The sequence below is a fragment of the Mitsuaria sp. WAJ17 genome, assembly GCF_014174515.1.
Taxonomy (GTDB): domain Bacteria; phylum Pseudomonadota; class Gammaproteobacteria; order Burkholderiales; family Burkholderiaceae_C; genus Roseateles_B.
Window position 1 is genome coordinate 78,797 of the sequence record NZ_JACJUG010000009.1, and the last position, 24,693, is coordinate 103,489.

A 24,693-nucleotide genomic window follows, 5' to 3' on the forward strand; every position below is an offset into this window, starting at 1 on the left:
GATCACCCCTCTAAACGTACAGACGTCTGAACCCCCCCCACCCCCAAAACCTGCGCGCGCAAAGATTTGGGTACCAGGCCGGTCCTGTAGGGGAAGGTCCTCAGACTTTTCCTACCCCTCTCCCCTGCTGGGCCTCACGCGCGGTCTTGGCCTTGTGGCAGTCCGCGTTGATCGACTGCAGGTTGCTGTCGTCATCGACGCCAGCCAGCGATCCGTGCAGCCGCTTCCATGTCGCCTTGTTGATGCGGTGGTCGACCTGAGTCGCCATGCGCAGGCGACCCAAGCTCTTGCACTCGTCGCACTGACAGATGCCGCTATCGCGCGCCAGGATGCGAAGGCGGAGCCTGTCCCACGCAGCACCGTAGCCACGTGATTGCCGCGACCCTCGGCGGCTGTCGGCGAACTGGCCGAGACGCACCTTGTGCTTCTCACACCTGGCCGTGCCATCCCTCACGAGCACACCACATGCTGTGCAGGGCTTCGGCGCTGAGATCGGCATGGCAGTTGACCTTCGACGAGCAGACGGACCGCCAAAAAAGAGGCCCGGCAGGGCTGCAACCTGACGGGCCAAGAGGTTCACGAATCACCACCACGAACAAGCCTGACGTGGCATGTCCGCAGCGTGCCTGAAATTTAGCGAAAAGAGCTATGCACTAAAACTCCCCCTTGGGCCGAGCCGCCTGCGTGAGCAGCTCCACGCGTCTGCGCTGCTCCAGCTGCCCGCGCTCTCGCTCAGCCAGCCACGCCTGGATGATGCGATGCGATCGGTCGATCCGGGACTTGACCGTGGCCTCGGCCACTGCCAGGCGCCGCGCCTTCGCCGCCAGCCCGCCGCCCAGCACGTAGTAGACCTCGACCGTCGCCCGCAACTCGGAGGCCAGCGCCTGGACCGCCCGCTCGGTCACCTCCGCTTCGCAGTCGACCGTCGGGATGACAGCCTCCTGGTAGTTGTCTCGGTCAGTCGCAAGCACCTCCGTGTAGACGACTCGGGCATAGCCCAGCCCACCCGCACCAGCACCATGCCGCCACCGGCCCCAGTTCAAGAGCCGACGCTCGATCTCCTCGATCTTCGCCATTACGCCACCTTTCCAGAGATGCGCTGACGGCGCCGGATGAAGTCGAGGTCCTTGCCCAAGGGCGCCAGCAGCAGCTGCGTCCCCGTGCGGGCCAGCTCGCACTGCTCCATCGCACCCAGCGTGGAAGTCGCCGGCAGCGGGTCGAACGGCGTGCCGAGCGTGATGACGCCCTCGCGGGCATAGAACCAGTTGGGCAGGCCCGCCAGCACGCCGTGACGCCAGCACTCGTCAACGTGCCCGCCCTCGCCCAGCTCGCGGTACTCGCGCAGCATGGCCACCGTTCGGGGCATGTGCTCCAGCAGCCAGTCCCAATTCTTCTTTCTGTCCATCTTGTCCACCTGAAAAGAGAGAGATGTGAAAGCGCTCAAGTGCTCAGGCGCGCGTGCCTGCCCGCCCATCCGCCCCTGCCCGGCCGCGCTTTTCAGTGGTCATCTGGACCATTCAGACAAAGCTCCGCCAAGAGCCCCCAATCTGGCCTATGCCAAGACGTTGAGGACTCACTCAAAGCAGGTGGACATCGCGGACATCCAGGCGCGCCTGGTCGCGTGGGGCTTACATAGGCGTCATGGACTGGGCTGCCGCGACCTTGTCCGGCACGCCTGCCGATCGAGGGTCAAAGCGGGAAGCCATAGTCGTCCACCGTGGGTTGAGTGCTCTGCGTTGAGCTGTTGCTGGGAATGGCAGCGGCGCTCACCGTGCCCGCCGGGCGCCGGTAGAAGCGCGGGCGCTGCCCCTCTTCGTTGGCCTTAGGCCGGATCACTGTCCAGCCCAGGCGCTCCATGACCGAGCCGGCCTGCTTCATCACAACAGCCGTCTGCTTGTCCGGCGTGTAGCCGATGCGACCGAGCAGCTCGACCAGGCTGATCTGGTTGACCGTGGCGCCGTTGACGCCGTTGTGCGGCACCTTCTGCTCTTCGTCGTACAGGTAGGTGCGGATCTGGCTGTCGATCGATGACTCGACCGTGCGGGCCATCTGTTGCGGGTCGAACATCTCGCGCTGCTCAGCCGCCATCGGGAAGAAGCGCACATCCTTGTCGAGGTAGTGCAGGGCCTCGGCGAGCAGCTGCTCGCGGTTCTCCCGCAGCCAGGTCAGATCAGCCGGCTGCTCAAGGCGCACAGGCCAGAAGCGCCGGTTCCCGGTCAGGTCGGTCAGATAGTGGCTCTCGTTCGTCGTGCCGACGAACACCACCTGGCGAGGGTAGTCACGAGGCCGCTTATCGAAGCTGGCCCGGAAGCGGTCCTTGCAGCTGGCGATGAACTGCTTGACTTTCGTCACCTCAGCCTTGGCCAGGCTGTCCAGCTCGCCCCACTCGTACACGTGGATGCCCTGCAGGTTCTGGTAGCTGTCCTTCTCCCCGAGGATGAGGCCTGTGTCGGCGAAGTAGTCCCCGCCCAGGATCGCGGCGATGGTGGACTTGCCCCAGCCCTGCTTGCCCTCGAAGACCAGCATGTAGTCGAACTTCGTGCCGGGCCCGCGCACCACTGTGACGCCGTTCTTGACCTCAGGTAGCACCCGGGCGCACATGGCCATGACGAACCAGGTCCCCGCGCGGGCCAGGTACTGCTGCAGCGGGTCCTTGTCGTCGTACTCCGCCTCAGCCATGCACACGCGCCGCAGCCAGGTCGACAGCCGCTTCTTGCGATCCCACTTCCCACGCAGCGAGGTGATCTCCTCGCGCACCGGATGGAACTTGTGCCGCTTGGCCACCATGAGGACGGCCTCCTCGAGCGTGCCTCGTGGCATGGGCGGGAGGTAGAGCGTCCGAGAGAGCCAGTTGCCCATCTCCAGCTCATCCTCTTCCTGCCACACACCCTCGCCTGTTCCCCATGGCGGGGCCTTGAGCTTGACGACGTTGTTCGTGAACTCATTGAAGGCGATCACGCCAGCGACCTCGGCCGCGCCAGGAAGGCCCTGCTCGGGGATGCCATCCAGGGCAAGCACGATGTTCTCGCGGCAGGCCTTGATGGCGCCGGTGCTGGACAGGATGAGCTTGCGCCGCCACGCGATCGCCGCCTCCTCATCGCTCGCGCCAGCCCCGGAAGGGGTTTCGGCGGCCATGGCCCGCGCTTCATCATTCGGAGAGCGGAACTCGCCTGCCGCACGGATGAACTCGCGGACACGGGCAGCATCCCAGCCTGATGCAATGGCATCTGCGATGTCCCAGCCGTCTGGCACAGAGCCAGGCGCGGGGATCTTGCACATGAACACCTTGCACCCGTGCTTCGCCTGCATCTCGGTACCGATGCCGACCATGGCCTGCATCCCTGGCTGCCGCGCGGCGTCGCGGATGGGCTTGGTAGCAGCCTCCACCCCTTGCTCTCGCTCCGCGCGGTTCAAGGCCTCACGCTGGGCATCGCAGTCCGGCCAAAGGTAGACCGTCCGCCCCACCAACCAGAACCAGTTCGCGAGGGCCCAGGCCTTGCAGCCTCCAGGCCAGGTCACAAAGTCGAACTCGTGCCCCAGCAGTTGGTGCCCCGCCTCCGCGCACTTCTCGCCCTCGACCACCACCACAGGCAGCGACAGGTCCCGACTGAGTAACGTTGACGGCACGAACAGCGGCCGCGGCGCCTCCCACTGCTTCCAGTGCCAGCGCCGATGCCCCATCCCATCGTCCAAGCTTTCACACCAGGTCAGCGGCAGCGTGTCTTTGACCAGGTCGCCCTCGCTGTTGATCCGCTCGAAGCGAGCCACGTAGCCGTAGCGCTGACCCTCGAACGAATACTCCCAGGTCTTGACCGCCTCAAGCTCGACCCGCTGGTCGCGCTTCTTGTCGTAGTACAGCCAGCGGAACTTTGGCGCCGGTGCGTGATCGGGAACTGGCACCACGGCCTGCCAGCGCTTCTGTCGCGGCTTCTTCTCACCCTTGTCCTGGGCTGGCGCGCGCAGGAGCATCTCCTCGCCATCCGCCGTCGGCTCAGGACGCTGCTCCCCTTGCCCCTGGCTCGCGCGTGCAGACGCCTGCACTGGCACATCCGCGCCGGGACGCTCCCAGCCAAGCTCATCGCGCATGAGCGCGACGGCAGCGTCGTGGTTGCTCAGGTTGTTCAGCCGCGCATAGAGGCTGATCAGATCACGGCCGACGTCGTCAGCGTTGCCGTTGTCGATCCACTGGCCGGTGTCCATGTTGACGTTCGCGGACTCACCCGCTGAGCCGTCAAAGTCCCCGATGTACCAGCGGCCGTTGCGCTCCTCGCCGTTTGGCAGCCAGGCTCTGAGCAAGGCTGCGACGCGCTGCAGCAGCGCCTCGTTCAGCGCAAGATAGTTGATAGGCTTGTGCGCCATAGCATCCGGCGGGCCAGTCTTGCGCCAGCCCTGCCGTCCTGTGTTTGGTGGTGATTCGTCAAGCCGTCAGCGCAGCCAGGTCTGCATCACGCAGTCCAGCTGGCCCGTCGTGGCTGTTGCCCAGTTCGAGCTCCGTGCATATCGCCTCATCGGTCGATAGGAGCCTGGAACGCGCACAGTGCCACCTTCCGGCATCAGCTCACGCGCCTGGACGGCGTTCTCGACAGCCTTCTTCACCAGGCGGACTTCTCCCCTCGCATCGGCGTTGATCACCCCCTTCAGGTGCAGCAATGCCGCCACGTCGCGCCAAGTCGCGGCACCTTGCCCAGACGGGGGGAAAGCGTCCACGACGGCCGCCCGAATCTCGCCGCGCGGCCTCACAGCGAGCCACCGGCGGGGCGCTGGCCATCGCCGTGGTGCGTGGCAGCGTTCATGGCCGCCACATGCTTCAGCATGCCCTGGACTGCAGCAATGAGTTCCCCACACCTTTCCTCGATGCGGGACAGCTCGTTGTCGCTGATGACGCCATCTACAAGGTCAGCAGCCAGTTCCCCCATGAGCGCGGCAAAGTCCTGCGCCATGAGCGAGACCCTGGCCGCGCAGGGCGAGGCGTCGGGGATCAGGTTCTGCGGCAACGGGATGCACATTTCACCCAATTCCGCAGCCATGGCGTAGAGGATGGCCTTGTCGCCGGTCAGCATCTGGATTGACATGGCGTCCAACAGCCCCAGCTTGAACCCCTGAGCCCCCCTCACCTCTGCACTGAGAGCCTGGTGCGTCTTCCCCAAGCGCGGCGCCAAGCCCATGGCACCACCATGCTCCCGGTTGTGTACGGTATGGAATGCGGCGTCGAGAACGTTCATGTGAAATTCACCCCTAACTTCAAGTTGATGCGGCAGGCTGTTGGCGAGATAGTCCGGCCCATGCCTGCACCCTTCCTAGCTCAGCCTTGCTGCGCCCCCTCGGCCAATTGGACTGGGGAGGACTTTCGCAAGTACCCCCAGTCAACTTTCGGCCGCAGCCGTTCGCAGCGGACCTTGCCTCCCGTCTCCCGCTCGATCGACGGGCAGTGGTCTGCAGGCACGCTTTGCCGCCGCCGCCACATAGCCGGGCTACTGGACGCGACATGAATGCGCTCAACAAAGGCCTTGGCCCCGCCGCAAAGCGCGATAGCCTCATCCAGGGCGGCAACAATGTCGTTATTGCTCGTGGCGTCGGTTTTGGTCACGATTCAGCACCTGCTATTAATCACGTTCGTGATCATAAGCATAACACCCTCGTGATTGAAGATCCGTGTCCAATCACAGATGTGAGAACCATTGCCGAACGCCTCATTGAAGTCCGGACCGAACTCAACCTTTCGCAGGCCGAGTTCGCCGAGCGCGCAGGCGTTTCTCAGGGCACCATCGGCAACATTGAGTCAGGCCACCGCAAGTCGCCGCGCGAGATTCTTGCGATCGCTGCGGCAGGAGGCGTCAGGCCCGAATGGCTGAAGGACGGCCGGGGCCCCAAGTACCCAGGCGCAGCCGGCGAGCCTCCTGCAGCCTCCCCAGCCGTACCGTTTGGTGTGCGCCTGCATGAGCTGGGTGAGCTCGCGCAGCGCCGGCCGCATGAAGTGCGCGTCCAGCTGGCCCAGCTGGTGTCAATGGTGATCGTGAACGGCCCATCCATGGCCTTGTGCGCGGCTGCTGACGAGGTCATGAGCCAAGGCACCGCCGATGCAAGCGCTCCGCGGACGATGGATCGTGACCCAAGCGCGGAATGGGAGAGCCAGATGAAGAAGATCGGCGCCGACCTGTCGCCGGATCAGCTTGCCAAGTTTCTGACGGTGATTGGCGAGATCAAGGACCATCTCACGCCGACGATGCCGGCGAAGCCCTCCCTGACGGGCCGCAAGACGTCAGGCCCGCAAAAGCGAAGGGCCCAGTAGGGCCAAGATCTCAGCCATTACCTGCTGCGCCCAGTCGAAGGTGAACAGCAGACGGGAGACATACGCAGCGCGCTCAATCGCATCGAACCGCACCGCCTCCCCGTCTACCACTCGATATGGGACGAGGTTGGTCTCCACGGCGAGATAGTCATGCACCCAGGGAAGAGCGTCGCCGTACGCGAGTGACCAAGGCCATGTGAGCATGACCGCACTCTGCAGATTGCTGCAGTACCAGGTCGTGACCCCAGACGCCAACAAACCCGCCGGCACGCTGCTCGGCGGATTGACGACGGTTTGGAAGTGAACGAACTCCAGCCTCAAAGCATGGTCGAACTGCCACGCAGCGGGCAGTAGCGTCAGCACGTCTCCCTGTAAATTTTGTGCTTCTTTGTGCATCAGGGTGCGAACTATCTATCACAACCGTTATAGCTGGCAACCTGTAAGCGGTTGCAGGTAGATCACACACGTGATGAGTCATCACAATGCCCGGCGAGGGATTTGATACATGACGAACGTTCACCAGCGCCTCATCGACGTCTCAGAGGCTCGCAGTACTAGCGACTTCCTGCGACACCTGTGCGCCTTCGCGCACGACCGCGGCTATGGAACCTGCGATGCCATCGCCTTTGTCGACACCGGCACCAACCCCAGGGCGCACGCCATGGTCGATAACCTGCCCCGTCATTCCGACTGGCTGGCCTTGGACCCGACGATGGGCCGCCGGTGCCCAGTTCAGCAGCACTGCCGATACAGAAGTGATCCGATTCTGTGGGGATCACGCACCTACGCGGCCAGCGCCGTCCGTGACATCTATGACGCCATTTCGCCGCTTGGCCTGGCGTCAGGCGTGTGCACTGCGCTTCAGCTCCCGGGAGAGCGAGTCCTTCAGGTCTCGCTGCACTCTGACCGAGATCTCAACTATGGCAGCAGCCGCCAAATTCATGACGCGCATGCATTGCAGGAGTTTGCGATCCACGCCCTAGCCGCCGCCCGCCACCTGCTTTTACCATCAGACCCCTTCGACAGCTTGCCCGCACTCGCCCCCATAGAGAAGCACATGCTGCAACTAGTGGCCGATGGGCTCAGCATCAGAGATGTGGCAGATCGCCTCAACCTCAGCGATCGACAAGCCAGCGAGACCCTATCGGCCACAGTGAGCGCCATGCATTGCATGAGTGCTCTTGATGCCGCGCTGCTTGCCCGCAGGGCGGCTATCATTCAATAGCCACAACCGAGGAGGCTCCATGAATGAAACCCTGAAGCAGCTGTCAGAGCTGGAGATCGAGGCAGTCTCCGGCGGCGAGACCGCCGCGAGCGCAACGCTCCTGCCGCCCCAAACCATCAGCAAGTTCGCCCTGGTCGCGCCCGAGGCGCAACCGGATGCGACTCCCGGCCCGACCCCCGGCCCCCTCCCGACAATGTGATGAATGACTAGGCCCAACGGGGCCGGCAGACCACAGAGCCCGCAACCCGGGCTCTTTTTTTTGCCCAAACAATCACGTTCGTGTTGACACCACAAATCACGTATGTGATATTTCGCGCCATCACCACCACACCAAGGGGTTGCGATGGACCTTCAGCAGACAGTCACCAAGTCGCCCACAGCGCCTGGCAAGGCGCTACTGGCAGCGATCGTCAAGCTGTGCAGGCGTCTGCACAGGAGCATCTGTGAGCATGCCCTCGAAGCCGAGGTACGCAGGCTCACAGCCGAGATCGACCAGCTGTCGTTCAACATCGAGATTGACGACCGCCTAGCTGCAATAAATCGGCGGCTCTATCTGAAGAGCCCGACGCTGCAAGCTCGCCGCGTCGAGGACCGCGAGCGCATGACGAAGCTGCAGGCACATCGCGAGCAGTTGCTCAATCAAATGGCGGCCCCGCGATGAGCGCCCGCCACACCGCCGACACCCGCCGCATCCAGCTTCGGCTGCAGCGTCTCGAGCTGCGCCACCTGCGCGGGGTTGTGAGCGAGCAGGGCGAGCGCCTGGCCGAGCAGGACCAGCTGATCGCCGACCTGCAGCGCCGCCTGGCCGATGCCGAAGATGCGCTCGACTACCGCTGGCAGCAGACCATTGAGCTGGGCGAGCGCATGGAGGCCGAAGGCACCGGCCGCTTGGGCCTGAGCATCGACGGCACCCTTTGCGTGCTGACCAACACCCATGCCGGGGTGCAGCAATGAGCATCCGCATCACCGGAGAACTGGTCAGCGATGCTGAGCTCCGCTACACGGCAGGCAAAGCGCCTCACGCGCTCCTGCTGATGACGCTAAAGGGTGGCAAGGGCTTCCCCTTCTCCGTCACGCAAGACTACGGCACTCAGCCCATCCAGCACCTCGCGGCCCAGGCCAAGCAGCGCCTGCTCCGCCGCGGCACCACCGTCATTGTTTCCGCTGCGGGGATCACCCCGCGCACCGACCACGGCCACGCCGTGCTCAAGCTCGAAGACGTCGCCGACGTCATCCCCCTCGATCCCCACCCTACCCGCCCCGGGAGCCTCCATGACTGATCACGCCATCCTCTGCAAGAAGGGCCGCTATTCCATCCTGGCCAAGTCGCACGAACTTCCGCTGCGCGACGGCAGCATCACCAAGCTGCACCTGGTGCAGGAGCAAGGCCAAGAAGAGCCCGCGCGCTTTCTGCGAGCCATCGCCAACGACGTCGCCGGCACGTTCGTGTTTGATGTGCGGGACCTGGCCCGGTGCTTGGATCTGGAGATCCGCCAGCTGCCCGCCCGGGACACCCTCGGCGTGATCACGCTGACGCTGCGCCAGTTCTACACGAACGCCGCCGCGCTGCGCTGCAAGATCATCGAGCAGTGCCTGGTCAGCTTCCGTGACGTCATGGATCAGCAGGTGGCGGCATGAGCTACACCCCGCAGCCCGACAGCCTCGCCGGCCGCCTCTGCGCCTTCTTCAGGGCCCACCCCGAAGAAGAGCTGAGCTTGCGCGACGTCGCACAGAAGTACGACGTGTCCAGCCACAGCATCAGTGCGCTCTTGGCGTCGTGCTTCGCGAATCAGCTGCTGGCACGCGCCAAGGATGAAAGCGGCACGAGCGTCATCCGCGCCGGCTCGAAGCTCATCGAGCCGGCGGCAGTGCCCGATCCCCAGCCGGAGCCCCCCACCTTCAACAAGTGGCTCGAGGAGAAGAAGCAGCCGTCAGCCGAAGGCACGAAGGGCCCGGTCGCCTTGCCTTCACCCGAGTCCCTGCTGATCGAAGACGGCGTGCCCATCCCTCCAGGCGGCCCGGGCGCCAAGTCCTTCGTCTATGACGCAGTCTTCGCCCGCATGACGCCGGGGCAGAGCTTCAAGTGCTCGCCGGCGGCCGCCAAGCGCCTTGTCGCCAGCGCCCGCCGCTGGGGCAAGACCGTCAACCGCAAGTTCATCACCCGCCAGCTCGACGCGAACACCGCGCGCATCTGGCGCACCGAGTAAGGCTCACCATGCTGAACATCGAACAGTCCGAGGTCATCCTCACCATCCCGCGCGCTCAGCTGCGCGAATCGCCCTTCAATCCCCGGAAGAAGTACTCCGAGGCCGCACTGCACGAGCTGGCGGAAACCATGCGACCGCCCCTGGGCCGCATCCATTCCCCGATCGTCGCGCGCCCCCTTGCCCAGGCCGACATCGAGCACACGCACGAAGTCGTTTTTGGCCACCGTCGCTTCCGTGCAGCGGGAATCGCCGGCCTGGCCTCGGTCCCGGCGGTTGTCCGCGAGATGACGGACGAGGAGGTCCGCGTCGCCCAACTGATCGAGAACGCCCAGCGCGAGGACGTCACAGCCATGGAAGAGGCCGACAGCCTCCATGAGCTGCGCCGGCACCACAACGTGAGCATCGAAGAGCTGATGCAGCGCACCGGCAAGAGCCGTCGCTATGTATTCGCGAGCCTCAAGCTGGCCACCGCCCACGACCATGTGCGCAGCGCACTCGATACGGGAGTGATCGGCTCTGAGGTCGCCAAGGACCTGGCCACGCTGCCGAATTCCCTGCAGGCCCAGGCTCTGACAGACTGCACAACGACGATCTGGGACGAGGCCACCAAGAGCAATCGACGCACAGCGCTGCCTGCACGCCGGGTCAAGGAGATCCTGTCCACGCGATACCGGCTCAAGATCGCCGACGCCGCGTTTGACCGCGACGCCATCAACCTCATCCCGGACACCCCTTCATGCAACGCTTGCCCGCGGCTGAGCGACAACGAGCCCGCCCTGCTCGAGGACTGCGGTGCAGGCGTCTGCACGAACCCCGACTGCTACAGCAGCAAGTCGGAGGCAGCGCAAAAGGCCGCACTTGAAGAGGCTGCAAGCAAGGGCTGGGCAGCCATCCCCGCAGCGGAGGCCCGCGGCCTGTTGGTCAGCCGCGCAGACATGGCCCCTACCGGCTTCACCGTTGTCACTGAGCTGTCGGGCTTGACCAGCCTGATGGGCCTGGAGCTCTCGTACCAGGACCTGATCGAAGCATCACCGGACCCCATCCCCCGCACGGTGATTGGCCACCCCCACGTCCCCGGACTCGTTCTGACCTGCATCTCCGATGAGCAGGCAGAGGCCCTGCTGGACAAGAACGCAGATGCTCCCAAGAAGCCGGCCCCAGAGGTCTACACGCCCGCATGGCTCGTGAAGCAACGGGAGGACGACGCCCGCTACCAGGCGGAGCTCGAGGCGATGAGCCCTGCCGATCGCGCCCTGATGGAGCACCGCACCTGGGGCGAGGTCGTCAAAGCAGCCATGTCTCGCGTCGCCGGTTTCCAGCGGACCACAGAGGAACTCCGCTGGGTCCTGCTCACTGAGCTCGAGCTGGCTGACGACTTCGGCCCCGCCGAGAAGGTTCTCGGCTGGGAAGCGCCACAAGACGCCGAGCTCGACGACAACAGGTGGCGCGTCGAAAAGGTCATGGCCATGAGCGCAGACGAGCTCGCGTCCCTGCTGGTCATGGTGACGATTGATCGCCAGGCATGGATTCAGCGGGAAACGCAGCTCGACCAGCGCCGCCAGCTCGCGAAGGCCTACGCCATCGACCCGCTTGACCCGCATCACCATGCGGTCGAGGACGTGATCCGCTCCGACTTGGCGCGAACCCTCTCCCCTACCCCTTCCACTGCTGCGCGCGCTGACGAGGGGGCGGACGACGAAGTCGAAGAGAACGCCGGCGAGCCCGCCTCGGCACCGTTCAAGAGCAAGAGCCCGGCCCGCTATCGGAACAGCCAGACCGGCGAGACCTGGTCCGGCCGAGGCCTCATGCCGAAATGGCTGCGCATGGCCATCAACGGCGGCGCGAAGTTGCAGGACTTCGAGGCCGGCGCTACCCCATCCGAGGCTGCGCAGGCGCCGACGGGGGAGGTGGCCGAGACCGCTGGGCAGCAATCGCTGCTCGCGGACCTCGCCTGCGAAGAGGGTCAAGACCAGGCCGGCTCCGCCGGCAGGGCTGACGAGGGCGCCGGCGACGCCGGCGCGAGCGATGCCACCTGTGGCGCAACCGAACCGGCGGAGGTCTGAGCATGGCCAAGAAACAGCGCCCGACGAAGACCGAGCTGATCGCCCGCCTCCACCGAGGCCTGCGCCCCAAGCTGACCCGCGACCAGCGCCTCGATCTCGGCCTCTGTCACGTGGCCAACCTGGACGTCATTGCCCGCGGCGAGGCACAGGAGTCGATGCTGTGGGGCTGGGTCGGCAGCGTGCTGACCTGGTCGAAGGTGGCAGAGATGCTCGACCTCGGCGTCGACGAGATGGTCCAGCCGCTGGCCCTAGCAGAGCGCCTGGTCAACCGCTACGGCCGCACTGGCCGCGTGGCCTTCGACGGCCCGGATTACCAGCTCGCAAAGATCGGCCTCGAGGTCATGGACCAGCTGGACCACCAGGTGGACCGCCCCACCGCCATCGCAGCAGCTGACTGGTCCGAGCGCCGAGTCAACGAGATGGCGGCAGAGTGCGCCCGCCTGGCCACCACCCCTCGCCCCCTGAACATGATTGCCACCACCGGGCATGCCGATGCCATCCCAGCAGACAGCACCCGGCGCTTCTGGCCCGTCCACCTCGACAAGTCGGGAGTCCCAGCATGAATCCCCCTACCCAGATCACCTACCCCGCCGGCGCACTGCTGCGCGTCTCCCAGATCTGCCGCAACACCAAGACCGGACAGCCGGGCCTGCTGCCCATCAACCGTGCTACCTGGTACAAGTGGATCGCCGCCGGCCGCGTGCCCGAGGGCCGTAAGCTGGGCGAAAAGACGACGGTGTGGCCCATCGAGCAGGTGCTCAACATCGGCCACGCTGCCGATGCCTGAAGCGCGAACCTGCGCCCGCAATGTAGCCCTGTTCGGTTTGGGGGGTGGAGCTTTCGCCCCACCCCTTACTCCTATAGCAGCAAAATCAGGATTGAGGCAATCAATGTGACTGGTACAGCCACATTGATCTTCAATTTCCCGTACTGCAACGTCAGCTTCAACATGGTTTTCACCTTGTTTACGCCGGCGGATCCGCCAACTGATGAAGGTTGGCTCATTTGTATCGCGCCTTGCCAGGCGCTAGCCGTTGACCTAGCTAGCATGGTCTCGGGCATCTCAGCTCAGTCAGCACAAGTTGGCGCAACGCCCTGCGTTTTTTTCTAGGGCTAACGCCCCTGCGGTTCGCGATCCGATTGCTTCACACGCCCGTACTGACATCACCTTAAGCCGCGTAGCATTGCGGCCCGAGCCTTTGCTAAGGCCCTCTGATCGAGCAGCGTTTCAAGCCGTTCGACCATTGGCGTGACTATATAGGTGTTTTCCCTTATTTTCTACAATCGGCGGCATTTTTTTTCACGCCCTCAGCACGATCACCTCAGCCCCAGCGGCCGCCCGGTCCACAAAGTCGGCCCAGAACTGCATCGCCCGCCGGCGCTCAGGGTTCAGCTCAACATGTGAGTAGGCCGCCACGGTGGCATCGCGCTCGGCGTGGGCCAGCAGCAGCTCCACCACATCACGGCCAAAGCCATGTTCGCGCAGCACCGTCGCCGCAGTCCCGCGGAAACCGTGCGGGCTGAACCGGGGCACACCAAAATCCATGCGCTTGAAAAAGTGGTTGAGGGTCACCTCACTCATGTGCGTCTCGCGCCTGAAGATCGACGGCACCAGGTAGTCACTGCCACTGCTGAAGTGCACCAGCATGCGCACCAGCTCCAGCGCCTGGCTGGACAGCATCACCCGATGCACGCGCTTCATCTTCATGCGCTCGGCGGGAATGTCCCAGACCCCTGCCTCCAGATCGAACTCAGCCTTCTTGGCCCGCAGCAGTTCCATCTTGCGGACCATCGTCAGGCATAGCAGCTTGCTGGCCAGGATGGTGGATGCGTGCGCCCCGCCCTGCTTGTCCACCACCCGCCAGAATTCGCCCAGCTGCTTGGCCGTTAGGTGCGGCGCATGTGTCTTGGGCGGCACCACCACTGCACCACGCAGCGGCGTGGCAGGGTTGGTGGTCACCAGCAGCTTGCGGATGGCGAAGTTGTAGATCTGCTGGATGATCACGCGCACCCGATCGGCCGTGGTTGGCGTGTCCAGCCGCTTCTCCAAAATGCTCAGCACATGGGCCGGCATCACCTCGCCCAGCTCCATGTCGCCGATCTCCGGGTAGACGTAGCTGTCGAGCCAGCGCACGATCTGGGCGCGGTAGGTCGGCGAGCGATAGAACAGCGTCTCATCAATCCAGCGCTGCGCAAAGACTCGAAACGCCGTAGCCCGCTCCGCAGCCTGGCGCGACTCCACCGCCTGCGCCTGCTTGGCCTTGGCCGGGCTTTGCCCGGCCTCGACCAACGCCCTCAGCTCCTCGTGCTTGTCCCGGGCCGCCTTGATCCCGATGGCTGGATAAGCCCCAATGGTCACCTTCTCGCGCTTGCCGAGGAGGTGGTACTTGTAACGCCAGGTCTTGGACCCGCCCGGGAGGATCTCGATGATCAGCCCGCCGCCGTCGGTCAGCGCATAGGGCTTCTCAGCCGGTTTCGCGTTGTCGATCTGCGCTGGCTTGAGCGTGTAGTTGATGTGTCGCACCGTGGCCCCAAAACGGGGCCATGGCCCCACCAGATGGCCCCGATTATGGCCCCGTTGCTTGGCGATGCGAGGCGCACCAAGGCGACACTAGGCAACAAAAAAGCCCCGGTCCTCATAGAGCGCGGGGCTTCAGTATCAACGCCAGGAAACACCCGGCGACGTCGTCACATGTGGTCAATCATCACTTGACCAAAGCCAGAGCACGACACCTGCGTGGCGCCGTCCAGCAGGCGGGCAAAGTCATAGGTGACCTTCTTCGACAGGATGGACTTTTCCATCGAGGAGATGATCAGGTCAGCCGCTTCCAGCCAACCCATGTGGCGCAGCATCATTTCTGCGGACAGGATTTCGGAGCCGGGGTTCACATAGTCCTTGCCGGCGTACTTGGGAGCGGTGCCGTGCGTGGCCTCGAACATGGCGACGGAATCGCTCAGGTTCGCGCCCGGGGCGATGCCGATGCCACCAACCTGCGCAGCCAGAGCGTCAGACACGTAGTCCCCATTCAGGTTCAGCGTAGCGATCACCGAGTACTCGGCGGGACGAAGCAGAATCTGCTGCAGGAAGGCATCGGCGATGGAGTCCTTCACCACGATGTCCTTGCCGGTCTTCGGGTTCTTGAACTTGCACCACGGGCCGCCATCGATCAGCTCAGCGCCGAACTCCTTCTGGGCCAGGGCATAGGCCCAGTCGCGGAAGCCGCCTTCGGTGAACTTCATGATGTTGCCCTTGTGCACGATGGTCACGCTGGGCTTGTCATTGTCGATGGCGTACTGGATAGCCTTGCGGACCAGACGCTCGGTACCTTCCCTGGAGACCGGCTTGATGCCGATGCCCGAGGTCTCGGGGAAGCGGATCTTCTTGACGCCGAATTCGTTCTGCAGAAAGGCGATCAGCTTCTTGGCCTTGTCACTCTGGGCTTCGAATTCGATGCCGGCGTAGATGTCTTCCGAGTTCTCGCGGAAGATGACCATGTCGGTCTTGTGCGGTTCCTTCACGGGGGAAGGCACACCCTTGAAGTAGCGCACCGGACGCAGGCAGACATAGAGGTCCAGCTCCTGGCGCAGGGCCACGTTCAGCGAGCGGATGCCACCACCGACGGGAGTGGTCAGCGGGCCCTTGATGGAGACCACATAGTCCTTCAGAACCTGCAGGGTCTCTTCGGGCAGCCAGACATCAGGGCCGTAGACCTTGGTCGACTTCTCGCCGGCGTAGATCTCCATCCAGTGGATCTTCTTCTTGCCGCCGTAGGCCTTGGCCACGGCTGCATCGACGACCTTGATCATCACCGGCGTGATGTCAAACCCCGTGCCGTCACCCTCGATGTAGGGAATGATCGGCTGATCGGGCACATTCAGGGAGAAGTCGGCGTTGACCGTGATCTTCTGCCCGCCTTCGGGCACCTTGATGTGTTGGTACATGTGTAGTCGTCTCCGCTAGTCGCGAGGTTGGATGCGGCGGGGTGCCGCCATAAAGAAATCGATTCTATGCCAGCAGAGCTTTCATGGGCCTGATACGCCTTGCAGTCAGGCGTTTCAATGCGGTTTCACCCGCAGTGAATCCGGAGCCGCTGCGCACACGGGCACCGACGCAGGCACCCACGCTTCCGGAGACCGGCAATCGCCAGTCGCCAGCGCGAGATGAGCGCAGATACGCCTTGTTTGATGCGCAAGCCCGCATTCAGGCACAGTAGGCCTGGATCTGAGCCCAGACGCCATGCCCCAGCGCCCAGCCGGCGCTGAGCACCAGGCCCAGGCCCCCCAGGCGCGTGGCCCAACGCATGCCGCGGCCCTCTTCCGCCCGCCCCAGGCCCAGCAGTTTCCACAGGATGGCCGGCCCCAGGGCCAGGCCCAGGCCTGAGCTGATCGCGAAGGCGCCCATCACCGCCGCACCGCCGAGCGCGCCATTGGCCAGAGCGGCCAGCAGCAAGGCCGATTGCAGCAGGCCGCAGGGCCAGGCCACCCAGCCCAGGCCCGCCAGCACGGCACGCCAGCGCGGGCGCCGCGGCGTGCTGAGCGAGGGACCGCCAGCAGCCAGAGCCACAACGGGAATCGCGCCATCACGGCTGCCTTCGCGCCCCAGGGCAGAGAGCCAGGCCGGCTGTCGCGCCTTCCACAACAGGTAGACGCCCAAGGCCAGCGCACCCAGGTGCAGCAGCAACCACAGGGGGCGTAAGAGGGCCACCGTCTGCCCCCAATGCGCCATCAGCGACACGCTGGACGCCGCCACTGCACCGGCAGCGCCATAGCTGAGCAGGCGCCCGAGCTGGAAGCCCAGATGCGCGACACTGCGCGGCGAGCCCTGGCTCAGCGCGGCGCAGGGAGCGCCGCACATCACGGCGCAATGCGGGGTGCCGGCCAGCCCCATCAGCAGGGCAGAGCCGACGAGGGCAGCTTCCATGGCGAGGACTCTACCCTCAGATGATGCGCGAGAACTGCGCGCGCGTGCGGTCAGCCTGCAAGTAGCGGTCGAAGACCATGGCAACGGCCCGCACGAAGTACCAGCCCAGGGGCGTGACCTGGATGGCCTCCGGCTCGACCACGACCAGACCGGTCTCCTGCAGGGACTCCAGGCGCTCCAGCTCGGCACCGAAGTACTCGCGCACCTTGATCAGATGGGCCAGCTCGATGGACTCGAACTCCACCCGCCCCTGGCACATCAGCGCCATGATCATGGCCCGGCGCACCAGGTCATCGCGGGTGAGTGCCAGGCCTCGCTGGATGGGCAACTGGCCCTGGCGGATGGCGTCGTAGTACTCGGGCAGGGTCTTGGCATTCTGGCTGTAGGTGGCGCCCACCCGGCCGATTGCCGACACGCCCAGCCCGATCAGGTCGCAGTCCGGCTGCGTGCTATACCCCTGGAAGTTGCGGTGCAGGCGGCCCTGGCGCTTGGCCACGGCGAGCGAGTCATTGGGCAGCGCGAAGTGGTCCATGCCGATGTAGGAGTAGCCGTGCCCGACGAATCCGCTCAGGGCAGTGGACAGCATGGTCAGCTTGGAGGCTGCAACCGGCAGCTGGGCAGCATCAATGCGGCGCTGCGGCTTGAAGCGCGTGGGCAGGTGGGCGTAGCCGTACAAGGCGATGCGGTCCGGGCGCAGGGTCGCCACCTGCTGGATGGTTCGCTGGAAGCTCTCCGGCGTCTGCTTCGGCAGGCCGTAGATCAGGTCCACATTGGTGGACTCATAGCCCAGGGCGCGGGCCTGCTGCATCAGGCTCTCGACCATCTCGTAGCTCTGCACGCGATGCACGGCCTTCTGCACTTCCGGGTCGAAGTCCTGGACGCCAAAGCTCAGGCGGTTGAAGCCCAGCTGGCGCAGGTGCTTCAGGCGGGCCTCGGTGACGGTGCGGGGATCCACCTCGATGGACACCTCGGCGCCAGGCGCGAGCTTGAAGCGCTGCCTGATGGCATCCATCAGGCCGGTCAGCTCCTCGTCATTGAGGAAGGTCGGGGAGCCGCCGCCGAAATGCAGCTGGGAGATGGACTGCGTTCGGCGCAGCTCAGCCACCGTCAGGTCCATCTCGTGGACCAGCACTCCCAGGTACTCCGCAGAGCGCTCATGGTGCTTGGTGATGACCTTGTTGCAGGCGCAGTAGTAGCAGACCGACTCGCAGAAGGGGATATGGATGTAGAGGGACAGGGGCGCGCCACCACCCACCACACCGCCGTCGGCCCGCTGATTCAGGGCCTGCTTGTACTGCTCGACAGTGAAGGCCTCGACGAATCGGTCGGCCGTCGGGTAGGACGTGTAGCGCGGACCGGACACATCGAAGCGGCGCAGCACATCCTCGGTGATGCCCGGCAGGGCGGCAGTGTTGATGGTTTCCATGCCGCCACTGTGCCAAGCCTGCACAAGCACTGATTGACCTGTATCAAGATTGATCAACAGGCACGGGTAAACAATGGCTACAGCCTTGAGGAGCGTCAGACCGGACGTTTGCCCTGAAGCAGATGCGGCCATTGACATCTCCTCGCCGCCCCGGCAGTCCCAGCCCATAATGAGCCCTATGAATACCCAGACCCCGATCAAGATCGAGCCCTTCAAGGTCGCCTGCTCCAGCTGCAATCTGCGGGAGCTGTGCCTGCCCGTCGGGCTGTCCGAGTCGGACCTGAACCAGCTGGACAGCCTGGTGGCTACGCGCCGCAATGTGTCCCGCGGGGACACGCTGTTCCGCACCGGCGACTCCTTCCAGTCGCTTTACGCCGTCCGCACGGGCTTCTTCAAGACCTGCGTCTCCTCGGAAGACGGCCGCGACCAGGTCACCGGCTTCCAGATGGCCGGGGAGCTTCTGGGCCTTGATGGCATCAGCAATGACCGCCACTCCTGCGACGCCGTGGCGCTGGAAGACAGCCAGGTCTGTGTGATTCCGTACAGCCAGCTCGAGGAGCTCTCCCGCGAGTTCACCGACCTGCAGCACCAGTTCCACAAGATCATGAGCCGCGAGATCGTCCGCGACCACGGCGTGATGCTGTTGCTGGGCTCCATGCGCGCCGAGGAACGCCTGGCTGCATTCCTGCTGAATCTCACCCAGCGCCTGCAGGCCCGCGGGTTCTCGGCATCGGCCCTGGTACTGCGCATGACGCGCGAGGAAATTGGCAGCTACCTGGGCCTCAAGCTCGAGACAGTCAGCCGCACCTTCTCCAAGTTCCAGGACGAAGGCCTGCTTGAGGTCAAGCAGCGCCAGATCCGCATCCTCAACCAGGACGGCCTGCAGAAGCTGGTGAACACCGCGCACTGCACCTGAGCACGCTGTGCCTGAGCGCCCTGCCTGCTCGGCATTGACCAAGCCCGCTGTGAAGCGGGCTTTTTGCTTCTTGTGCGGCCCACCTCGCCGGACGGAGGCCGGCAATCGGCTCAGCCCATGGGTGAAGGCAAGACCTGACCCTCAGTGAGGCCAGCGTCGCGACTGCTCTTGCGCCGGCTCGGCAGGCAGCGCCGCCAGCAGCATCGTCAGGGCAGAGGCCAGGCTGATCAGCAGCCAGAAGGCCAGGAAACTCAAGCTGTAGATCGCTTCCCGGCTGAGCCGCACTGGCGCCTGGCCAAACCAGCTCAGGTCCATGGGATCGACCAGGGCAAAGACCAGCGCCTCGGTTACACCGGCCATCACGAAGGCCGGCCACAGGATATGCATGGCCCAGCGCGCAGGGCCCGGCTTCTCTCCAATCAGTCCCATCCCGGCGTCCTCCACGATGGACTGCGAGGGCCTACTTGCCGCTCGCCGAACCGCCGGTGGCGGCATGGTTGCGGGCCGCGATGGCCGGCGCGAGCGCCGCGGACTGTGGGCCGTCAGCCGCACTGTCGGCGGAGAGACGCTGCTGGGTCTCGATCACGGGATCTGGGTGCTTGAGCGCCACGCCCAGAGTCACGAAGCTGGCCAGCACCACGGCAGCGGGGCCGCCGACCACCAGCCACATCATGCGTTCGCGCCACCAGGCGCGCGGTACGGGCGAAGAGGATTGGATGTCAGCCATATCTCGCTCCTAGCGGGGAACCACAAAGGTAGATTTTTCGACCAGTTGGCTGGGCACTTCGCCAGCGCCTGCATCCCGGACGATACGGAAATGAATCTCGTGGGCGCCACCGCCCGCCGATTGTGCCGTCTGCGGCGGCAGGCGCAGCGCGACGGACACCCAGCGCGCCTCGGCAGGACCCACGCTCATGCGCAAGGGCTGGGTCAGCGCCAGGCCCAGCAGGCCCTCGGCGGTAACAGTGTAGGCCTGCGTCTGCTCGGTCGCGTTCATGACCTGCAGGCGATAGATGTTCTCGATGTAGCCGTCCTCCACCAGGCGGGCCAGCGAGGCGCGGTCCCGCACCACATCGACCTTGAAGGGCGTGCGCGTCAGCATGTGCCAGAACAGGGCCACGCAGATCAGCACCAGGATGCTGGAGTAGATCAGCACCCGCGGGCGGAACATGCGCCGGATCAACTGCGCACGGCTGAGGTGTTCGCTGAGGCCGTTCTGCGTGTCGTAGCGAACCAGGCCACGGGGGTAGCCCATCTTGTCCATCACACCGTTGCAGACGTCGATGCAGGCGGCGCACCCGATGCACTCGTACTGCAGGCCGTTGCGGATGTCGATGCCCGTGGGGCACACGTGCACGCACAGATTGCAGTCGATGCAGGATCCCAGGCCCGCGGCCTTGATGTCGATCTTGCGACCGCGCGAGCCACGCGGCTCACCGCGCTCGGCGTCGTAGCTGATGATCAGCGTGTCCTTGTCGAACATGGCGCTCTGGAAGCGCGCGTACGGGCACATGTACTTGCAGACCTGCTCGCGCATGTAGCCGGCGAAAAGGTAGGTCGCGAAGCCGTAGAACAGCACCCAGAACAGCTCCCAGGGCCCCAGACCCAGGGCCGCCACCTCCGCCCCGAGGACGTGGATGGGCGTGAAGTAGCCGACGAAGGTAAAGCCGGTCCAGAACGCCAGTGCGATCCAGGCCAGCTGCTTGCCGCCCTTGCACAGCAGCTTGTCCAGGGACCAGGGCGCGGCATCCAGCTTCATGCGGGCCGCACGGTCACCTTCGAACTTGCGCTCGATCCACATGAAGATCTCGGTATAGACCGTCTGCGGGCAGGCGTAGCCACACCACAGTCGACCGGCGACTGCGGTGAAGAGAAAGAGCGCATATGCCGAGATCAGCAGCAGCGCCGTGAGATAGATGAAGTCCTGCGGATACAGGACCAGGCCGAAGATGTAGAAACGCCGAGCGCCCAGGTCGAACAGGACGGCCTGACGTGCGTTCCACTCCAGCCAGGGCAGCCCGTAGAACAGGAGCTGCGTCAACCAGACCAGGGCCCAACGCCAGCGGATGAACCATCCGCTGACGGCCTTGGGGTAGATCTTCTTCTGAGCCTGGTAGAGCGACACCATCTCGCGGGCAGCGTCATCGCCCGGCAGGGCTGGAGACGAAGCTCTCGGGACGGTATCGCTGCTACTGCTCATGGGGATCAATCCTTGGCGTGAGGGAACTTACTTGGCTGCAACGGCGGTGCCCTGCGACAAGCTCCACACATAGGCGCCCAGCACGTGGACTTGCTCGGCACTCAGACGCGAGGCGTGAGCCGGCATGACGTTGTTCTTGCCGTTGTTGATCATGGCAACGACAGCGTCCTCACCCCAGCCATGCAGCCAGACCTTGTCCGTCAGGTTGGGGGCGCCGATGGCCTGGTTGCCCTTGCCGTCCGGACCGTGGCAGGCTGCGCAGGCACCGAACTTGGCCTTGCCCAGCTGGGCAGCGATCGAGTTGTGCGGGCTGCCGGAGAGGCTCAGAACATAGTTGGCCACGTTCTTGACGTCCTCAGGGCCACCGACGGCGGCTGCCATCGGCGGCATCACCCCATTGCGACCGCCGTTGATGGTCTGCACGATGGTCTCGTGAGCGCCGCCGTACAGCCAGTCGTTGTCGGTCAGGTTGGGGAAGCCCTTGGATCCCTTGGCGTCGGAGCCGTGGCAGCCAGCACAGTTGTTGGCGAACAGGCGCTCGCCGATAGCCATGGCCGACGGATCCTTGGAAAGGGCGGCGGCATCCATGGCCTTGTACTTGGCATACACGCCTTCCAGGGCCGCACGGGCCTTGGCCTGCTCGGCCTCGTACTGGCCCACGCTGGTCCACTTCAGGCTGCCCTCACTGCTGCCCAGGCCCGGGTACATGGCCAGGTAGATGCCCGAGAACACCACCGTGATCACGAACAGGCCCATCCACCAGCGCGGCAGCGGGTTGTTCATCTCACGCAGGTCCACGTCCCAGACGTGGCCCGTCGTGTTGTCATCGGCCATCACGCGGCGGCGGCTGGCGATGATCAGCAGCACCAGGCACAGGACCAGCCCGGCGATGGTGGCGGCTGCGACGAAGGTCGACCAGCCGCTGGAGAAAAAGTCACTCATTGCGGCCTCCTTGGGAGGAGATTGCGCCGGCGGCCTGATCGTCCATCAGGGGCAGACCGCCCAGCTCGTCAAAGGATTGCTTGTTCCGCTTGGAGAAGGCCCAGGACACGATGCCCAGGAAGATCACCATGGAGAACAGCGTGAAGGCGACGCGGAGGTCATTGACGTCCATGAGATGCCTCCTTACTTCTTCAGGGCCGTGCCCATCACCTGCAGGTAGGCGACGACGGCATCCATCTCGGTCTTGCCCTTGACTTCCTCGCCAGCCTTGGCGATCTCGTCATCGGTGTAGGGCACGCCGACCACGCGCAGGGCCTTCATCCTGGGCGCCATGTCGGCCGGGTCCACCATGGCCTTGGTGAGCCACGGGTAGGCCGGCATGTTCGACTCGGGCACCAGGTCGCGCGGGTTGTTCAGGTGGATGCGATGCCATTCATCGCTGTACTTGCCGCCCACGCGGTGCAGGTCGGGACCCGTCCGCTTGGAGCCCCACTGGAAGGGGTGGTCGTAGACGAACTCGCCGGCCACCGAGTAGTGGCCATAGCGCAGGGTCTCGGCACGGAAGGGACGGATCATCTGCGAGTGGCAGTTGTAGCAGCCCTCGCGGATGTAGACGTCCCGGCCAGCCAGCTGGAGCGCGGTGTAGGGCTTGAGGCCTTCGACCGCCTGGGTGGTCGAGCGCTGGAAGAACAGCGGCACGATTTCCACGATGCCGCCGACGACCACCGTCAGCAGCACCAGCACGATCATCAGGAAGTTGCTGGTCTCGATCTTCTCGTGACCGGAAACGGCGTGATTGTTGTTAGCCATGTTGCTTTCTCCCATGCCTCAGGCGTGAGCCGCCACAGCGGGGACGGGTTGCGCTTGCACCTTGCCGACGCCGACCGTCTTCACGACGTTCCAGGCCATGATGACCATGCCGCCGAGGTACAGCAGACCGCCGCACAGACGAATGACGTAGAAGGGATAGGTGGCCTTGACGCTCTCGACGAAGGTGTAGACCAGGGTGCCGTCAGGATTGACCGCACGCCACATCAGGCCCTGCATCACGCCGGCGATCCACATCGCCGCGATGTACAGCACGATGCCCAGCGTTGCGACCCAGAAGTGCAGCTCGATGGCGCGCTTGGAGTACATCTCGGTGCGGCCGAACATGCGCGGGATCAGGTGGTACAGCGAGCCCATGGAGATCAGACCCACCCAGCCCAGGGCACCGGAGTGCACGTGGCCGACGGTCCAGTCCGTGTAGTGGCTCAGGGCGTTCACCGTCTTGATCGACATCATCGGCCCCTCGAAGGTCGACATGCCGTAGAACGACAGGGACACGATCAGGAACTTCAGGATCGGGTCGTCACGCAGCTTGTGCCAGGCACCCGACAGGGTCATGATGCCGTTGATCATGCCGCCCCAGGAGGGAGCCAGCAGCACCAGCGAGAACAGCATGCCCACCGACTGCGCCCAGTCGGGCAGCGCGGTGTAGTGCAGGTGGTGGGGGCCCGCCCACATATAGGTGAAGATCAGGGCCCAGAAGTGCACGATGGACAGGCGGTAGCTGTACACCGGACGGCCTGCCTGCTTGGGGATGTAGTAGTACATCATGCCCAGGAAGCCTGCGGTCAGGAAGAAGCCCACGGCGTTATGGCCGTACCACCACTGCACCATGGCGTCCTGCACACCGGCGTAGGCCGAGTAGCTCTTGAACAGGCTCACCGGGATGGCGGCGCTGTTGACCAGATGCAGCAGGGCGACGGCGATGATGAAGGCACCGAAGAACCAGTTCGCCACGTAGATGTGGCGGATCTTGCGGATACCTACGGAGCCGAAGAACACGATGGCGAAGGACACCCACACCAGCGTGATCAGGATGTCAACGGGCCATTCCAGTTCAGCATATTCCTTGCCGGAGGTGAAGCCCATCGGCAGAGTCAGCGCGGCGGCCAGGATGACCAACTGCCAGCCGACGAAGGTGAACCAGGCCAGGCCGGGCGCGAACAGGCGCGTCTGGCCGGTGCGCTGCACCACGTGATAGGCCGTCGCGAACAGCGTGCAGCCGCCGAACGCGAAGATCACCGCGTTGGTGTGCAGAGGCCGCAATCGGCCGTAGCTGAGCCAGGGAATTCCGAGGTTGAGCTCGGGCCAAGCCAGCTGGGCGGCGATGACCACCCCCACCAGCATGCCCACGATGCCCCACAGGACGGCTGCGAGCGCAAACGCTCGTACGACGCCGTCCTCATAAACCGGCCCGGCCGGCTGAGCGACACTTGCCATTGACGTGCTCCTTCACACTTGATTGACCCCGGGATTTTTAGGGGATTACTTTGTTCATGGCTTGATCGCCATCAACCCCCTGGGATTCCTCATCCAGAATGCGCTCACCTTCGCGTTCCAGATCGTCCAATTGGCCACTGTTGATGGCCCAACCGAACACCCCGACGATCAGCAGCACCAGCACCACCGACATCGGAATCAGCAGGTAGAGAATGTCCATGTCATGCACCCTGCCC

Annotated in this window: 32 protein-coding genes; 12 read left to right on the forward strand and 20 right to left on the reverse strand. The window is 64.5% G+C overall.

The genetic code is table 11. The features are described 5' to 3' along the window. Positions 1-100: 100 nt before the first annotated feature. From H5407_RS09280 to H5407_RS24850, 7 genes are all read right to left on the reverse strand, one after another. The gene (locus H5407_RS09280; RefSeq protein ID WP_310737634.1) at positions 101-418 is read right to left on the reverse strand and encodes an HNH endonuclease signature motif containing protein; all 318 of its coding nucleotides are present in this window, start codon (positions 416-418) and stop codon (positions 101-103) included. Positions 419-653: 235 nt separating this feature from the next. Continuing rightward, the gene (locus H5407_RS09285; protein ID WP_183104168.1) at positions 654-1,076 is read right to left on the reverse strand and encodes a hypothetical protein; all 423 of its coding nucleotides are present in this window, start codon (positions 1,074-1,076) and stop codon (positions 654-656) included. After that, positions 1,076-1,405: a hypothetical protein gene (locus H5407_RS09290; protein WP_183104169.1), complete on the reverse strand. Its 330-nt coding sequence runs from the start codon at positions 1,403-1,405 to the stop codon at positions 1,076-1,078. The genes H5407_RS09285 and H5407_RS09290 overlap by 1 nt, the downstream gene beginning before the upstream one ends. 284 nt (positions 1,406-1,689) lie before the next feature. Beyond that, positions 1,690-4,359 carry a VapE domain-containing protein gene (locus tag H5407_RS09295; protein ID WP_183104170.1) on the reverse strand — a complete coding sequence of 890 codons (2,670 nt, stop codon included), beginning with the start codon at positions 4,357-4,359 and terminating at the stop codon, positions 1,690-1,692. Positions 4,360-4,425: 66 nt separating this feature from the next. Next, positions 4,426-4,707 (reverse strand): hypothetical protein, encoded by a 282-nt coding sequence (locus tag H5407_RS09300; RefSeq protein ID WP_183104171.1) that lies wholly within the window; start codon positions 4,705-4,707, stop codon positions 4,426-4,428. A gap of 29 nt (positions 4,708-4,736) precedes the next feature. Beyond that, a complete protein-coding gene (locus H5407_RS09305) occupies positions 4,737-5,222 on the reverse strand; it encodes a phage regulatory CII family protein (RefSeq protein ID WP_183104172.1) in 486 nt (161 codons plus the stop codon). A gap of 80 nt (positions 5,223-5,302) precedes the next feature. Further along, entirely contained in the window at positions 5,303-5,587 is a 285-nt protein-coding gene (locus H5407_RS24850; RefSeq protein ID WP_220800533.1) for a YdaS family helix-turn-helix protein, read from the reverse strand. Between H5407_RS24850 and H5407_RS09315 the strand changes: the two genes are divergently transcribed. Continuing rightward, the gene (locus H5407_RS09315) at positions 5,486-6,289 is read left to right on the forward strand and encodes a helix-turn-helix domain-containing protein (protein ID WP_255501163.1); all 804 of its coding nucleotides are present in this window, start codon (positions 5,486-5,488) and stop codon (positions 6,287-6,289) included. The two genes, H5407_RS24850 and H5407_RS09315, sit on opposite strands and share 102 nt — an antisense overlap. Here H5407_RS09315 and H5407_RS09320 read toward each other — a convergent pair. Continuing rightward, positions 6,260-6,685 carry a hypothetical protein gene (locus tag H5407_RS09320; RefSeq protein ID WP_183104174.1) on the reverse strand — a complete coding sequence of 142 codons (426 nt, stop codon included), beginning with the start codon at positions 6,683-6,685 and terminating at the stop codon, positions 6,260-6,262. The genes H5407_RS09315 and H5407_RS09320 overlap by 30 nt on opposite strands. A 109-nt stretch (positions 6,686-6,794) precedes the next feature. Here H5407_RS09320 and H5407_RS09325 point away from each other — a divergent pair, with 109 nt between their 5' ends. The 10 genes from H5407_RS09325 (at position 6,795) to H5407_RS09370 (ending at position 12,571) form a co-directional block, all read left to right on the forward strand. Continuing rightward, positions 6,795-7,514 carry an autoinducer binding domain-containing protein gene (locus H5407_RS09325; RefSeq protein ID WP_183104175.1) on the forward strand — a complete coding sequence of 240 codons (720 nt, stop codon included), beginning with the start codon at positions 6,795-6,797 and terminating at the stop codon, positions 7,512-7,514. Between the two features lie 19 nt (positions 7,515-7,533). After that, positions 7,534-7,713, forward strand: coding sequence for a hypothetical protein (locus H5407_RS09330; RefSeq protein WP_183104176.1), 180 nt, complete (start codon positions 7,534-7,536; stop codon positions 7,711-7,713). Positions 7,714-7,857: 144 nt separating this feature from the next. Then, on the forward strand, positions 7,858-8,175 hold the full coding sequence (locus H5407_RS09335) for a hypothetical protein (protein WP_183104177.1): 318 nt from the start codon (positions 7,858-7,860) through the stop codon (positions 8,173-8,175). Next, the gene (locus H5407_RS09340) at positions 8,172-8,468 is read left to right on the forward strand and encodes a hypothetical protein (protein ID WP_183104178.1); all 297 of its coding nucleotides are present in this window, start codon (positions 8,172-8,174) and stop codon (positions 8,466-8,468) included. Before H5407_RS09335 ends, H5407_RS09340 begins: the two co-directional genes overlap by 4 nt. Further along, complete coding sequence (locus H5407_RS09345) at positions 8,465-8,794, forward strand: hypothetical protein (protein ID WP_183104179.1); 330 nt, start codon at positions 8,465-8,467, stop codon at positions 8,792-8,794. The genes H5407_RS09340 and H5407_RS09345 overlap by 4 nt, the downstream gene beginning before the upstream one ends. Further along, complete coding sequence (locus H5407_RS09350) at positions 8,787-9,152, forward strand: hypothetical protein (RefSeq protein ID WP_183104180.1); 366 nt, start codon at positions 8,787-8,789, stop codon at positions 9,150-9,152. The genes H5407_RS09345 and H5407_RS09350 overlap by 8 nt, the downstream gene beginning before the upstream one ends. Next, positions 9,149-9,721 (forward strand): hypothetical protein, encoded by a 573-nt coding sequence (locus tag H5407_RS09355; protein WP_183104181.1) that lies wholly within the window; start codon positions 9,149-9,151, stop codon positions 9,719-9,721. Before H5407_RS09350 ends, H5407_RS09355 begins: the two co-directional genes overlap by 4 nt. Positions 9,722-9,729: 8 nt before the next feature. Then, positions 9,730-11,784: a ParB/RepB/Spo0J family partition protein gene (locus tag H5407_RS09360; protein ID WP_183104182.1), complete on the forward strand. Its 2,055-nt coding sequence runs from the start codon at positions 9,730-9,732 to the stop codon at positions 11,782-11,784. 2 nt (positions 11,785-11,786) lie between these two features. After that, positions 11,787-12,347, forward strand: coding sequence for a hypothetical protein (locus tag H5407_RS09365; RefSeq protein WP_183104183.1), 561 nt, complete (start codon positions 11,787-11,789; stop codon positions 12,345-12,347). Continuing rightward, on the forward strand, positions 12,344-12,571 hold the full coding sequence (locus H5407_RS09370; RefSeq protein WP_183104184.1) for an AlpA family transcriptional regulator: 228 nt from the start codon (positions 12,344-12,346) through the stop codon (positions 12,569-12,571). Before H5407_RS09365 ends, H5407_RS09370 begins: the two co-directional genes overlap by 4 nt. A gap of 513 nt (positions 12,572-13,084) precedes the next feature. Here H5407_RS09370 and H5407_RS09375 read toward each other — a convergent pair. The 4 genes from H5407_RS09375 to hemN form a co-directional block, all read right to left on the reverse strand. Beyond that, entirely contained in the window at positions 13,085-14,308 is a 1,224-nt protein-coding gene (locus tag H5407_RS09375) for an integrase arm-type DNA-binding domain-containing protein (protein WP_183104185.1), read from the reverse strand. A gap of 164 nt (positions 14,309-14,472) precedes the next feature. Then, complete coding sequence (gene icd, locus H5407_RS09380) at positions 14,473-15,726, reverse strand: NADP-dependent isocitrate dehydrogenase (protein ID WP_183104186.1); 1,254 nt, start codon at positions 15,724-15,726, stop codon at positions 14,473-14,475. Between the two features lie 259 nt (positions 15,727-15,985). Next, on the reverse strand, positions 15,986-16,705 hold the full coding sequence (locus tag H5407_RS09385) for a sulfite exporter TauE/SafE family protein (protein WP_183104187.1): 720 nt from the start codon (positions 16,703-16,705) through the stop codon (positions 15,986-15,988). Positions 16,706-16,721: 16 nt separating this feature from the next. Further along, positions 16,722-18,131, reverse strand: coding sequence for an oxygen-independent coproporphyrinogen III oxidase (hemN, locus tag H5407_RS09390; RefSeq protein ID WP_183104188.1), 1,410 nt, complete (start codon positions 18,129-18,131; stop codon positions 16,722-16,724). A 178-nt stretch (positions 18,132-18,309) separates the two neighbouring features. Between hemN and fnr the strand changes: the two genes are divergently transcribed. Further along, positions 18,310-19,047 (forward strand): fumarate/nitrate reduction transcriptional regulator Fnr, encoded by a 738-nt coding sequence (gene fnr, locus H5407_RS09395; protein WP_183104189.1) that lies wholly within the window; start codon positions 18,310-18,312, stop codon positions 19,045-19,047. A gap of 141 nt (positions 19,048-19,188) precedes the next feature. Here the strand turns inward: fnr and H5407_RS09400 are convergent, their stop codons facing one another. Genes H5407_RS09400 through ccoS form a run of 8 tightly spaced genes read right to left on the reverse strand, consistent with a single transcriptional unit; the run spans position 19,189 to position 24,677 of the window. Beyond that, positions 19,189-19,476: a hypothetical protein gene (locus H5407_RS09400; RefSeq protein ID WP_183104190.1), complete on the reverse strand. Its 288-nt coding sequence runs from the start codon at positions 19,474-19,476 to the stop codon at positions 19,189-19,191. Positions 19,477-19,507: 31 nt separating this feature from the next. Further along, on the reverse strand, positions 19,508-19,774 hold the full coding sequence (locus H5407_RS09405) for a hypothetical protein (protein WP_183104191.1): 267 nt from the start codon (positions 19,772-19,774) through the stop codon (positions 19,508-19,510). Between the two features lie 9 nt (positions 19,775-19,783). Beyond that, positions 19,784-21,247: a cytochrome c oxidase accessory protein CcoG gene (gene ccoG, locus H5407_RS09410; protein WP_183104192.1), complete on the reverse strand. Its 1,464-nt coding sequence runs from the start codon at positions 21,245-21,247 to the stop codon at positions 19,784-19,786. Between the two features lie 27 nt (positions 21,248-21,274). Then, positions 21,275-22,189 (reverse strand): cytochrome-c oxidase, cbb3-type subunit III, encoded by a 915-nt coding sequence (gene ccoP / locus H5407_RS09415; protein WP_183104193.1) that lies wholly within the window; start codon positions 22,187-22,189, stop codon positions 21,275-21,277. Beyond that, the gene (locus H5407_RS09420; RefSeq protein ID WP_183104194.1) at positions 22,182-22,361 is read right to left on the reverse strand and encodes a cbb3-type cytochrome c oxidase subunit 3; all 180 of its coding nucleotides are present in this window, start codon (positions 22,359-22,361) and stop codon (positions 22,182-22,184) included. The genes ccoP and H5407_RS09420 overlap by 8 nt, the downstream gene beginning before the upstream one ends. Positions 22,362-22,372: 11 nt before the next feature. Then, complete coding sequence (ccoO, locus tag H5407_RS09425) at positions 22,373-22,999, reverse strand: cytochrome-c oxidase, cbb3-type subunit II (protein ID WP_183104195.1); 627 nt, start codon at positions 22,997-22,999, stop codon at positions 22,373-22,375. An 18-nt stretch (positions 23,000-23,017) separates the two neighbouring features. Further along, positions 23,018-24,457, reverse strand: a complete 1,440-nt coding sequence (gene ccoN, locus H5407_RS09430) for a cytochrome-c oxidase, cbb3-type subunit I (protein WP_183104196.1) — start codon at positions 24,455-24,457, stop codon at positions 23,018-23,020. Positions 24,458-24,494: 37 nt separating this feature from the next. Then, positions 24,495-24,677, reverse strand: coding sequence for a cbb3-type cytochrome oxidase assembly protein CcoS (ccoS, locus tag H5407_RS09435; RefSeq protein ID WP_183104197.1), 183 nt, complete (start codon positions 24,675-24,677; stop codon positions 24,495-24,497). Between the last annotated feature and the right edge of the window lie 16 nt (positions 24,678-24,693).